A 12,278-nucleotide genomic window follows, 5' to 3' on the forward strand; every position below is an offset into this window, starting at 1 on the left:
GGTCGACTCCTTTCCTTAACAGCAAACAGATACGCCGAATTTAATAAACCAGTGACCCCTCTAACGATAAATGCACGGTTGCGGTATACCCTTCGCTGGCGAATGAATCTACATTCAGCCTAAACCGTAACCCACTAACGCCAGGATTTAGGTCGAAAGTATTGGAGGAACCCGGTAAACGTTCCGTGCCACCTTGGGTAATCAAAATGGATTTACCATTAACAACATGGTGTACCAATACAGTGTTCCTGGGGATACCCTGATCCCAGCCGCTTTTAACCCGATATTCGATGCTATAGTAATCTTGCTCACTGTGGCCTAAGCGGACTTCCAGATAACCATTGGCTTCAGGTTTATTCAAAGCAGCAATATCCAGTTTTATTGGTTCCCTGCCTTCAAGCTCACTCAAGGTAAAACGGCGAATTCGGTGTTGCGGAATAAATGCTTTACGGAGTGGCGCATTCATTTCTGGACCAGCCGCCCGCCCGTTAATAGGTTGATAAGCAAAAGTAGCAACATCCATTGCACTCATAATATCCCAATGGTCATAATATTCTCCGGGTTGGGAAGGCCAGTCAGGCTCATGAATCCTGCCAGTATCGTCAAAGGAGTGTCCCCAGCCAAACGTATGCCCAACCTCGTGACTCATAAACGTGAGATTGGAGGAGTCAGGGGTTAGCAGTACATATCCGTGATTGCCTGCATCCCCTTCGCCATTGACCAAGGTGACAATGCCGCTATAGCCATCTTTGGAACCCGTGTATGCTCTTGCGCAATAGTCCGCTCGTTCCCAGCGATTAGGCAGTCTGTTCCAATCAGCATTGGTAATGGACATACGCTGCCATTCATCGACCAGTTTGCTGTCATACAAATTCCATGCACCGTAGGAAATATCCCGCCAATAGTCGTTATTGGCATTATTCAGATTCCGGTAAAATTGATTTGTTTCCGGTTCAGCATTAATGTCAGCAAACTTGCATTTCAGGAACAGCAAGGGTTTTTTCTGCATGGCAGTCCAGCCTGCATGGTTATTGGGAGCGTGTTGGGTATACGCCCACCAGTAAGTCAGTTGCCGCGCATTACTGTCCCAACGCGCATCGCTGCGGGCAAACATATTACTGTCCAGCAAATACGCCATGGCATCATCGCGGTTCACCGCCCCAGTTTCCCCATTGTGGTCGTGCATGTGACCCCAAAACAACAGGGAGCGCCTATCCTGATTGATTTGTCCTGTCGCAACATTTTCCATAGCAGGTAAGCTGCCGTTAGCATATTCGATCTTAAAAAAGCGCGTTTCGCCCGTTTCCTTGTTGTGCATGACCAGATCATCGGTCGTGTTATTATCAATGCGGGCTACTGTCACCTGTTCATTGCTGCCCACAATTTGATTAGTGGTGAATGCCCACCAGAAGGTATTGCGCCCATTATGGTAGGTGGAGCCGTACAATAATACCTGGCCTTGTGGGTTGATAATTACAAGGTCATCCCTGCCATTACCGTCTACATCAGCCGCGCGGATTTGCAGATTATTCCGTGCTAATCCCTGAAGATTGCCTTCGTCAAAGTTTTCCATTAACCGGAAAAAATGATCTTCTTTAAGGGAGTACAGGCGAAATTTTCCTCCAGAACGTGGATAAACCAGAATATCGTCACGTCCGTCACCGTCAAAATCACCGACAATGCTGTCTTCACCATCCGCGATGAAATTGGATTGGGTAAACCACCACCATAACTCCTTATTATCCGTGCTAGTGCCATAACAAACCAATTCATTTGCGGTGGTGATTGCGCAAACCTGATCGTAATTATCGCGGTGAAAATCTCCTGTTATTACCCGCTTGATAGGGTTCCTGAGATAAGTGTGCATTAAACCAATCTTATTAAAATCCGTTTTACTGACAAAAATTTTATTGTCGGCATACTGGATAAAATCACTTTTTCCATCCCTGTTAATCTCAGCCAGTGAAATATTTTGCGGGATACTTAATTGGCTATTACTGCCCCGCGAATAATAATTTCCTGCTGCTATAGGACGGGAGGCTGTTATGTCTTTATTGACGTTATTGGCATCACCCGGAATTTTTCCGGCGCACTCTTTTTGGCTGCAAGGCGGTGATTGATTAATTCCTTCTATTTGTGCGGCAACAGGTATTTTTGTCGTTGGCACAACCGCATTATGAACAATCGTAATCCCACTGCCTATGCTAAGGCCGGGAATTATACTGATCGATAAGGTCAATAGATTGATAGACCATTTGTTCATGGTATATTTCATGGTGTTACTTCCTTGTCACTGTTACAAACACAAATGAATACAGGAAATATTTTTGCCGCTGTCCGATTGGCTACAGTTAACTGGCTATATAGCTGGTACTTCAATCACCAATTTTTAGCTTGTTTATTGTTCTGAATTCTGTCCTAATAATTTCACTCTAGCACTTAAGCCTATTCTTCACACCTCCCCAACTGACTACATCCAGACGGATACATTCACACCGATTAATTACCCAATATTTGGGCATAAAAAAACCGGCTTGAACAAATCAAAGCCGGTGAATAACGTGCCAGTTGTCGTGGTCAGTTGAGGGGGCAATAGGCACGCTAATACTTTAACTCCATGCTGCTGTTTCTTGCATCATCCATTTGGATGTATCCAAGTGGGCAAATTTCTATTGTATTAGCAAATGCTTATGAATGAGTATAAACTGGTGAAACCACTAGAAGGAGACATGATCATGAGCACACGTATAATGATTTTCACTGCCTTGACCCTGTTGGCAGGCAATGCATCGGCTGATTTCTTTGACGGTTTCGATATGGGCAATTTCTTTGGCAATAGCCGCCAGGAACAATCCCAGCAAGCTAATGCTGTCGGGCAAACCTATGGCAATGGCAACGGCAATGCCGATGGGCGTTCGCGTGGGCGTGGTGAAGCTGATATTAATATGGATTTCGACCTGAATTTCCGTGCCAAGGCTAACAGCCTGTTCAACGCTGATAGCCGGGCGGAAAGTCGCGGCGATGTGGCGCAGTATCAGGATCAGCAGTTCAACGCTTACGGCGCGGGCTATAACAATACTTATAGCAACGTCAGCACCAGCGCATACAGCTACCCGTATACTTATCCATACAGCTATTACCCGTATTACATGCCTTATGCTCAGCAGCCGACTGTGCCAGCGTACCCTACTTATTATCCACAGCCGTATTACCCGCAAGCACAAGGCTACTACCTGCCGCCAGCCCAATAGGCTATAGTCAGGGGCACTATAAAAAGGCTACAGAAAGGACTAATCCATGCCGATATTGCGCCCTCTGGCTTGGCTATTCGCCTTATTGCTGCTGATAGTGGCAGCAATTGCGGTGTTCGCACTGACATTTGACGCCAATCATTATAAGCCTGAAATAACGGCACTGGTTAAGGAACAGACCGGTCGTACCCTGAATATTGGTGGCGATATTCATTTGTCCTTTTACCCGGATATTGCCCTGCAATTGGGGCAAGTGACCTTGGGCAATGCAAAAGGGTTTACCCATGAGCCTTTCGCCGAAGCACAAAATGCACGGGTAACGGTGCAATTTTTGCCATTGCTAGAACAGCAACTTAAAATCAATGAAGTTCACTTGCAAGGCTTGAAGCTCAACTTGCATCGTAACAAAAATGGTAAAACCAATTGGCAGGATTTATTACCAGAAAACTCTCCGCAAGCGAACGCTAATGCGGGAGAGGCCATGACCAGTTTGCTGGGCGGTATGGTGATTACCGGGGTGAGTGTAGAGGATTCGCAAGTGAGTTGGCAGGATGACCAGCAAGGTAAAACCCTGAAGCTTACACCTCTCAACCTGAAAACGGGTACCTTTCACCCCGGCAAGCCGGTTGACATCCGTTTAGATACCCACCTGGCGCAAAGCCAACCCGCCTTGGATATGCAGCTAACACTCGCTACAACTGCGCAACTGGCTGATAATCAAGATGACTTTTCCCTGTCTAATCTGAGTTTGCAGGTTAAGTTACCGGAACGTTTGGATGCGAGTATCAGCGGTAATCTGCAAGGCAATCTGGGGAATGAACGTGCTACTGTGCCTGACTTACAGGCAGCGGTAACGTTGGCAGGTCAGGGGAGATTCAAACTGGGGGGGAGGCTGGAGGCAAATCTTGCCAAACAAGTGCTTACCCTCGCTGGTTTGCAAACGACAGCCCAGTTTAACAGTGCCGCTACTGGGCAAGTGGATGCCACATTAAGCGGTGATGCACGGCTTGATTTGGCTAAGCAGCTACTAAGGGTGAATGGAATGCAATTGCAAACCCAGTTGCAAGGTGGCGATTTACCGGTTCAGAGTCTTGCTGCCACGCTGAGTGGTGAGCCAAGTTACCACTTGGATAAGCAGCAACTGGATATTACTGAGCTGAAATGGCGTGCTGATGTCAAAGCACCCCAACTTCCCGGCGGGCAATTGCAACAACAATCCAGCGGCAAGTTGAGCCTCAATCTGGAAAGTGGGAAAGGCTTGCTCGATTTGTCACAAACTCAGCTTAACAGTGCTGATCATCAACTGGATGGCAGTGTGCAAGTGCATGACCCTTTGTCACCTAAGCGGGTAGTTGAGGGTAAATTTAAGGCTAATCAGCTCAGTTATCCTCCTTTCACGCTGCAAGAGGCGAGGTTAGGTGTCCAGTTTGAAAACGGGCAAGTGACACTCACGCCCAGTGGCACTTTATTCAAAGGGGCGTATCAAGGGTCAATCACCATCGACACCCTGCAAAGCCCGGCGAAACTGCATAGTGAACACAAAGTACAAAAGCTGCGTACTGAAGAGTTGTTGTTCGCTTTGACGGATGACCGTCTGGTAACGGGGGCGCTGGATATGACCGCAACACTGGATTCGGTCGTGGGTGATGCACCGCTATTCAAACAAAACCTCAATGGTTTGCTGAATCTCAACTTGAATGATGGCACGATCCGTGATGCGAATTTCGCACAAAAAACCCGTGAAGTGGTGAAGCTGTTTGAGAAGGAGCGCGTCAATGAGTTGGGTGAAAAAGAAGTGGCTTTCACCAAACTGGAAGGGCAGTGGCAGGTACAGCAAGGTGTTTTCCGTACTGCTGAAAACGTGATGCTGGCACCGCATTTTCAAGTCAAAGGTAATGGCGACGTGAATATCGTCAACGAATCACTCGATTTCAAACTGCGAATCAGCGAAAAACCACACCCGGATAAGCCAGAAGGACTGTTTGCACCCTTACACATTCATGGCCCTTGGAAACAGCTTAGCTATGAGGTGGAGCTAGACGTATTACTCAAAGCCCTTGCGAAACGTGAACTGGATAAGGAAACGACCAAGTTGCAGGAACGTTTCGAGACCGAAAAGCAGCAACAAGTGGACGCGCTCCAGCAAAAGCGTGATGACGCTAAACAGCGTTTGCAACAGGAATTACAAGGTGAGGCGGATAAATTAGAGCAACGCTTGCAGGATGAGTTGAAAGATAAGTTCAAGGGTTTGTTCTGAGCCAACCCTAGGATATGCCATGCTACTTGTCAGACGTGTTTATCCGCTTTAACGTTGCTGACATACTCTTACCCACATAGGACGACAATAACAATGACAGATACCAGCCAGCTCTATGCTGATTTGATTACCAGTATTGGTGAAGACATTACCCGTGACGGTTTGCTCAAAACCCCGGAACGGGCGGCGAAAGCCTTCAGTTTTTTGACCCAAGGCTACCAACAATCCTTAGAAGCTATCGTCAATGAGGCCGTATTCGACTCCAGCAATGATGAAATGGTGGTGGTGAAAGACATCGAGTTCTATTCTTTGTGCGAGCATCACATGCTGCCATTTGTGGGCAAGGCACACGTCGCTTATTTGCCCAAGGGAAAAGTACTGGGCTTGTCTAAAATTGCCCGCATTACGGATATGTATGCGCGGCGCTTACAGATTCAGGAAAACATGACCAAGCAGATTGCTGATGCGGTTCAGCAAGTGACAGGCGCAGCAGGCGTGGGGGTGGTGTTAGAAGCCCAGCATTTCTGCATGATGATGCGCGGGGTACAAAAGCAGCATTCATCCACGGTCACGTCGATGATGCTGGGGGAATTTCGCGATAACAGCCGCACGCGGCAGGAATTTCTACAACTGATCAAGGGTTGAAAGTAGGAGCTTGCCCAGCAAGCGATTCCCCTGTTTAATCGCCGCTGACGACATCCACGACAGCACCGCCGACTTGGATGGGCACTTTCGCCACCCCAATAGCGGTTCCGGCTACCGTACCGACAGCAGCACCGGCGACGCTGCTGGCAACTTGTACGGCACAGCCGTGCAATAAGCCAGTCAGTGTTAAAACCAATAAGAATTTTTTCATAATGCAGCCCTTCTTCGTAGGGGCGTATTGAATACGTCCTCTTCATAAAAAAAGGGGCTGAAACAGCCCCTTCTTGTGGCGTGAGTTACGAAGCCAGATCTTTCTTCGCAGCACCCGCACGCTTGCGGTCATTTTCCAGCAGGAAACGCTTGCGGATACGGATGTTCTTCGGCGTGATTTCAACCAATTCGTCGTCGTCGATGAATTCCATTGCCTGTTCCAGTGTCATGCGGATCGCCGGGACAAGGATCAGGTTTTCGTCCGTACCGGAGGCACGAATGTTGGTCAACTGCTTGGCTTTCAGCGGGTTAACCACCAAGTCGTTGTCGCGGCTGTGAATACCGATGACTTGACCTTCGTATACCTCTTCGGTGTGACCAACGAATAACTTGCCGCGATCTTGCAGGCTGAACAAAGCATAAGCCAAGGCTTTGCCTGTGCCGTTGGAGATCAACACACCGTTGTGACGGTTGCCAATCGCACCCGCTTTGTACGGTGCATAGTTATCAAACACGTGGTAAATCAAGCCAGTACCAGAGGTCATGGTCATGAAGTCGGTTTGGAAACCAATCAAGCCGCGTGCGGGCATCCGGTATTCCAAACGGACGCGGCCTTTGCCATCCGGTGCCATGTCTTTCAGTTCAGCGCGGCGTTCGCCCAACGCTTCCATGACTTTGCCTTGGCTGGACTCTTCGATGTCAACGGTCACGTTTTCAAACGGTTCCATTTTCACGCCATCGACTTCACGGATGATAACTTCCGGGCGGGAAACCGCGAGTTCATAACCTTCACGACGCATGTTTTCGATCAGGATGCCCAAGTGCAATTCGCCACGACCGGAAACTTTAAATTTCTCAGGGTCATCGGTGTCTTCGACGCGCAACGCGACGTTATGCAGCAATTCTTGCTTCAAACGCTCGTTCAAGCGGCGTGAAGACGTGCCGGTTTTAACTTCTTTGCCCGCAAACGGTGAGGTGTTGACTTGGAAGGTCATGGTGACGGTGGGTTCGTCAATCGTCAACGCAGGCAATGCCACTACATTTTCCGGGTCACACACGGTGTCGGAAATGTGCAGCTCGTCCATGCCGGAGAACGCGATAATGTCGCCCGCTTGCGCTTCGTTGACTTCGACGCGATCCAAGCCGTTGAAACCGAGGATTTTCAGCACGCGACCGTTACGGATCTTGCCTTCGGTGTCGATAACTTTAACTTGGGTATTGGTTTTGATGCGCCCTTGCTTGATACGCCCGATCCCGATAATGCCGAGGTAAGAGTTGTAGTCCAATTGGCTGATTTGCAACTGGAACGGTGCGTTAGGATCAACGTCTGGTGCAGCTACGCTGTCGATAATGGTTTGGAACAACGGGGTCATGTCGCCGCCGCTAACCGTTTCTTCCAAGCCTGCGTAGCCGTTGATGGCAGACGCATACACGACGGGGAAGTCGAGTTGTTCGTCGGTTGCGCCAAGGTTATCGAACAGTTCAAACACCTGATCCATCACGCGGTGCGGGTTGGCACCAGGGCGGTCGATTTTGTTGACGACCAGAATCGGTTTCAAACCGTGCGCAAACGCTTTCTGAGTCACGAAACGGGTTTGTGGCATGGGGCCATCTACTGCGTCAACCAGCAGCAATACGGAGTCAACCATTGACAATACACGTTCAACTTCGCCGCCGAAGTCCGCGTGTCCTGGGGTGTCGACGATGTTGATGCGGTATTCGATACCATCGGCTGGGTTAGTCCAGCGCAGGGCGGTGTTTTTCGCCAAAATGGTAATGCCGCGCTCTTTCTCCAGCGCGTTAGAGTCCATCATCCGTTCGGAGACTTCGGCGCGTTCGCCTAAAGTGCCGGATTGTTGTAACAGTTTGTCAACTAAGGTGGTTTTCCCGTGGTCAACGTGGGCGATGATGGCGATGTTTCGCAGATTCTGGATCACAGCTAAGGTACTCAATAGTATTCATGGAAAGGCGCGATTATACGTGGAATATAGTAATTTTCTAATGAATTTACGGTTTTAGCGCTGGATTGCTGTAAGTAAATGTTGAGGTAGGCTGAAAAGACGGTTTTTTATGGTATGGTTATCACCTTGGTCAGTTGTAAAGGTTAAATAAACACTTATGAGTGCGGTTGCTTTAAGAGGGGTGGATACCACCTTGAACGCGGTCAATGACAGTGTTGCGTTCATTCAACGTTTGAAGCCTGATAGCGGGATAGCAGAACCCGTGTATCGACAATTACAACGCCAAATTATCCAGATGATCCAAGCTGGGGAATTGGGAGAAGGGGATAGTTTGCCTTCTGAACGTATGTTGGCGGAAGCATTGCGGCTAAGTCGTACCACGATTCGGCGCTGTTACGATGAGTTGCGTGAGCAAGATTTCATTAGTACGCATGGGCGTGCCGGGGTAATGGTTAAATCGCCACCGCGTATTAACCCCGAAATCGGCAAGCTCAAAGGCTTTACCGAAGAAATGCGGGAAATCGGCGTGGAACCATCCACCCAATTGCTGGAACGCCAGATTGTTTGTGACCGTACCATTGCCTCTATTTTTAACCGCCCTTCCACGGCACGTTTTCTCAAGTTGGTACGTTTGCGTTTGGGGGATGGCGTGCCGATGACGCGTGAAGTGGCCTGGTATGACTTGACGCTTGCGCCCGCATTGGCAGATTGGGATGTGGTCGGCTCGGCTTACCAATTCCTGCAACAGCACTGTGGTGTGACCTTGGCGGATGGTGAGCAAACCATTGAAGCCGCGATGAGCAATGCGGAGGAAATGGCGGCGTTTGGCTTTGTTGAACCCAGTCCGTGTCTATTGCTCAAACGCAAAACCTATGCAACCACAGGGCAGATGGTGGAATACGTCGAAGGGACGTTTCGGGGTGATGCGTACACCTACCGGATTACACTGAAGATGAATCCGCACATGCCTGCCCAGCCATAAAAGTTTGTACAGCCGTAAATCTGGGGAGTGCAGGCAATACGCCCGGTTGGGCTGCCACCATTGCCCCACAGGCATTCGCAAAGCGCAAGGCAGTTTCCAGTGGATAGTGGTGCAGGAGGGCATAAATTAACCCCGATGTAAACGCATCACCAGCCCCGGTGGGGTCAATCGCGGTAATTGTCCAGGCCAGTTCATGGCTGGCTGTCTGCCCTCGCTGTAACGCAATACAGCCGCGTTCTGCCAATGTCACCACCAACAATTCCCCCTGCCAAGCTAACGTTGGTAATAAGCGCAACCACTGGGCAATGGATAATGCTGGTGCATCAGCAATACCAAAACAAGCCGCCACTTCGGTTTCATTGAGTACCAAAATATCGGTCAGGGCTAAGACTGTTGGGTCGGGAATACGCCAAGGGGAAGGATTCAGCAAGGTTCTAATGCCGTGTTGCCGTGCTTGCAGGAAGGCTTCGCGTATCGGCGCATCGGGGATCTCAAATTGGGCACAGACCAGTTGGCAAGCGTGCAGAATACGGCTGGCGGCTTGTACATGATTGGTATCCAGTTGTGCATTAGCGCCGGGATATACCGCGATAATGTTATTGCCATCGGCGGCGATTAAGCCCACACCAAAGCCGGAAGGTGCAGCACTACGGATAATTCCTTGTGTATCCATGCCTTCGGCTTGCAACAGATCTAGCAGTGAATTCCCCGCCGCATCATGCCCTACAGCAAGCAGCGTATGCGTTGGCAAGCCTAAACGGTGTATGCCAATGGCTAGATTCAACCCTTTACCGCCGTGTTCTGTCCATAAGTTTTCAGCCTGTATGGACTGCCCGGCCTTGGGTAATTGCTTAACGGTCATGCTATTGGCATTGACGTAACTGCCTAATACAAATACACCCATTCACTTATCCTCGCTGTTTGCTTGCAAGTTTAAAAGAATCACATACTAGTGTATTGATGTCTTTATGGTTTTATTGTAAGTCAACTTTTGGTACTGATTATGTCAGTATTTTATAATATAATAATTATTTGATTTAACTAAAAAACAGACAAAAGTGAGTAAAATATATTGAGAAATTAACTTTTTGGTATCAGAATGGCATCTACTGTTAATGATGCACAGGAGTGTGAAGTCATGGGTACTGGTCATTTTGGTTCAACCGATAACGATGATGGAGCGATTGGGTTCACCAACTCCAGCAAGCATGTAGGGTTAGTTGGTAAGAATGATTCTACTGATACTGCGGTAGCCCCTGGGGGAAGCGGAGTGTTTGGACTTACCATTGCACCAAATGCAGCAGGGGTTTTTGGAGCAAATAATAGCCCTAGTAGCCCCACTAATATGGGTAGAGGCGTGCAGGGTAATGGGCCTCAAGCGGGTGTCGGTGGTTTTAGCGAAGTCGGTTTTGGCGTAATCGGGCAAAGTAAAAGCAATAGTGGCATCGTTGCAACGAGTGAATCAGGGCAAGGGCTTTCTGCCTTTAGTGATAATGATGTGGGTATTTTTGCCAAAGGTGCTTCCTTTTCTGGCGTTTTTGAAGGCGCGTTAGTGGTAAATAAAGGCCCCAACCCCAAAAATCCTGCTATCCCACCATCTGATATAAATGGCAGTATTGTCGTTAACCATGGAAATCTGTTTCTTAATGAAGGAAGTCTGTTTGTTAATAAAGGCGATGTGATTCTGACAGGTGCTGATTGCGCAGAAGAATTTGATGTTAGCAGTTTTGACCTTGCAGAATCTGGGACTGTAATGGTCATTGACGATACCGGTGCGTTAAAAATGAGTGACAAGCCCTATGACACAAGGGTTGCAGGGGTCATATCTGGTGCAGGCGAATATAAACCGGGGCTTGTACTGGATAGGCGGCATTCACAAAAACGCAGGCAAGCTATCGCATTAATCGGGAAAGTGTATTGCAAGGTAGATGCACAATATGGCGCGATTGATATTGGCGATTTGTTGACGAGTTCTGCAACGTTAGGTCATGCAATGAAAGCCTCTGATCCCGCAAAGTCATTTGGAGCCATTCTAGGGAAAGCATTAAGCCGTTTATCCGATGGGCAAGGGCTAATCCCCATTCTGGTAACGTTGCAATGAACCGAAAGGGTGGCTGCCATGTATTTAACATCTTTGAACGCCAGACAAGTAGGCGAAGCCAGTGGTTTAACCTGCCCGGTTTTAATTGAATGGGAATATGGCAACCAGCTCCCTGATATTGTAGAAATTTATTCTGATGGTGCAAAAGTAGCAGAAATAGACGTTGCCGCCTCCCTGCAACAAAAATCGACGACCGTTTCCTTGCCTGCCGGAACGCTTGTGCAAGTTCATGTGTGTGGTCGCCTTTTTGAGCAGGAAACATTGCCCGATGAAACAGGTAGGGAGCAATACTGGAAAGTATTCTGCCTGTGGCAAAGCCTTGTAACCAAGGCTCTACCTGGAACAGGGGAGGTTATACCTGACCCGCCAAAACCAGCTCCTAGAATTACAAGCGCCTATGTCATACCCGCTTCCGCTGTATTTCTAGCTTTTCCGATGCCAGTGATTCTCAAACAGAGAAACAAAATCCGTGTGTCTTGGGCTTCTGCTCAGGCATTCGGTGCTTTCCTCGTGCGCTGGAATTCCAATTACGACAACCAGTTGAATCTAAAATGGGATGCCCGAAAACATTCTCCGCTAGGTGGAGAAGTGAGGGTGGATGGTGAAGGTAAATCCGGTTCATTCGAGCTGGAAGGCGTATTACCTGGTCTTGAGTATGAATTTGTTGTCAAAGGGCGGGATTCGGGATTCTTTGGATGGAAACCCATATATTCTGAGTGGTCGTCGCCGCAAAAAATTACTGTACCCGAAAACCTAGATTCTTTACGTCAATACATGCAGCTCAGCAATCTCGACACGAGCCAAGGTATTAGAAAATATCTGTTTGTCGATGCAGGCAGTATTAAATCCTTCATGCAACGCTAACCCTATA

10 protein-coding genes are annotated in these 12,278 nt (G+C 48.5%); 6 read left to right on the forward strand and 4 right to left on the reverse strand.

The genetic code is table 11. The annotated features are described in order from the left end of the window. Positions 1–40: 40 nt before the first annotated feature. Entirely contained in the window at positions 41–2,275 is a 2,235-nt protein-coding gene (locus tag BLV87_RS03610; protein WP_093065494.1) for an FG-GAP-like repeat-containing protein, read from the reverse strand. A gap of 460 nt (positions 2,276–2,735) precedes the next feature. On the opposite strand from BLV87_RS03610, the gene BLV87_RS03615 reads away from it, so the two are divergent. The 3 genes from BLV87_RS03615 to folE all read left to right on the forward strand — a co-directional run bounded on the left by BLV87_RS03615 (position 2,736) and on the right by folE (position 6,153). Further along, positions 2,736–3,251: a hypothetical protein gene (locus tag BLV87_RS03615; RefSeq protein ID WP_093065496.1), complete on the forward strand. Its 516-nt coding sequence runs from the start codon at positions 2,736–2,738 to the stop codon at positions 3,249–3,251. A 46-nt stretch (positions 3,252–3,297) separates the two neighbouring features. Further along, positions 3,298–5,508, forward strand: coding sequence for an AsmA family protein (locus BLV87_RS03620; RefSeq protein WP_093065498.1), 2,211 nt, complete (start codon positions 3,298–3,300; stop codon positions 5,506–5,508). A 93-nt stretch (positions 5,509–5,601) separates the two neighbouring features. After that, on the forward strand, positions 5,602–6,153 hold the full coding sequence (folE, locus tag BLV87_RS03625; RefSeq protein ID WP_093065500.1) for a GTP cyclohydrolase I FolE: 552 nt from the start codon (positions 5,602–5,604) through the stop codon (positions 6,151–6,153). Between the two features lie 34 nt (positions 6,154–6,187). Here the strand turns inward: folE and BLV87_RS19210 are convergent, their stop codons facing one another. Then, the gene (locus BLV87_RS19210) at positions 6,188–6,364 is read right to left on the reverse strand and encodes a hypothetical protein (RefSeq protein ID WP_175517824.1); all 177 of its coding nucleotides are present in this window, start codon (positions 6,362–6,364) and stop codon (positions 6,188–6,190) included. A gap of 85 nt (positions 6,365–6,449) precedes the next feature. Beyond that, on the reverse strand, positions 6,450–8,300 hold the full coding sequence (typA, locus tag BLV87_RS03630) for a translational GTPase TypA (RefSeq protein WP_093065621.1): 1,851 nt from the start codon (positions 8,298–8,300) through the stop codon (positions 6,450–6,452). Between the two features lie 181 nt (positions 8,301–8,481). Here typA and BLV87_RS03635 point away from each other — a divergent pair, with 181 nt between their 5' ends. Beyond that, positions 8,482–9,306, forward strand: a complete 825-nt coding sequence (locus BLV87_RS03635; protein ID WP_093065502.1) for a GntR family transcriptional regulator — start codon at positions 8,482–8,484, stop codon at positions 9,304–9,306. On the opposite strand, the gene BLV87_RS03640 is transcribed toward BLV87_RS03635, so the two are convergent. Further along, positions 9,266–10,210 (reverse strand): ribokinase, encoded by a 945-nt coding sequence (locus tag BLV87_RS03640; RefSeq protein ID WP_093065504.1) that lies wholly within the window; start codon positions 10,208–10,210, stop codon positions 9,266–9,268. The two genes, BLV87_RS03635 and BLV87_RS03640, sit on opposite strands and share 41 nt — an antisense overlap. Positions 10,211–10,444: 234 nt before the next feature. On the opposite strand from BLV87_RS03640, the gene BLV87_RS03645 reads away from it, so the two are divergent. Next, on the forward strand, positions 10,445–11,407 hold the full coding sequence (locus BLV87_RS03645; RefSeq protein ID WP_093065506.1) for a hypothetical protein: 963 nt from the start codon (positions 10,445–10,447) through the stop codon (positions 11,405–11,407). Positions 11,408–11,425: 18 nt separating this feature from the next. Continuing rightward, a complete protein-coding gene (locus tag BLV87_RS03650) occupies positions 11,426–12,271 on the forward strand; it encodes a hypothetical protein (RefSeq protein WP_093065508.1) in 846 nt (281 codons plus the stop codon). Positions 12,272–12,278: the final 7 nt, after the last annotated feature.

This window comes from Thiothrix caldifontis (genome assembly GCF_900107695.1).
GTDB lineage: Bacteria > Pseudomonadota > Gammaproteobacteria > Thiotrichales > Thiotrichaceae > Thiothrix > Thiothrix caldifontis.

Coding starts and splice junctions, on each gene's coding strand:
- BLV87_RS03650 (WP_093065508.1), top strand. CDS start 11,426: ATGTATTTAACATCTTTGAACGCCAGACAAGTAGGCGAAGCCAGTGGT.
- BLV87_RS03620 (WP_093065498.1), top strand. CDS start 3,298: ATGCCGATATTGCGCCCTCTGGCTTGGCTATTCGCCTTATTGCTGCTG.
- BLV87_RS03640 (WP_093065504.1), bottom strand. CDS start 10,210: ATGGGTGTATTTGTATTAGGCAGTTACGTCAATGCCAATAGCATGACC.
- BLV87_RS19210 (WP_175517824.1), bottom strand. CDS start 6,364: ATGAAAAAATTCTTATTGGTTTTAACACTGACTGGCTTATTGCACGGC.
- folE (WP_093065500.1), top strand. CDS start 5,602: ATGACAGATACCAGCCAGCTCTATGCTGATTTGATTACCAGTATTGGT.
- BLV87_RS03645 (WP_093065506.1), top strand. CDS start 10,445: ATGGGTACTGGTCATTTTGGTTCAACCGATAACGATGATGGAGCGATT.
- BLV87_RS03635 (WP_093065502.1), top strand. CDS start 8,482: ATGAGTGCGGTTGCTTTAAGAGGGGTGGATACCACCTTGAACGCGGTC.
- BLV87_RS03610 (WP_093065494.1), bottom strand. CDS start 2,275: ATGAAATATACCATGAACAAATGGTCTATCAATCTATTGACCTTATCG.
- BLV87_RS03615 (WP_093065496.1), top strand. CDS start 2,736: ATGAGCACACGTATAATGATTTTCACTGCCTTGACCCTGTTGGCAGGC.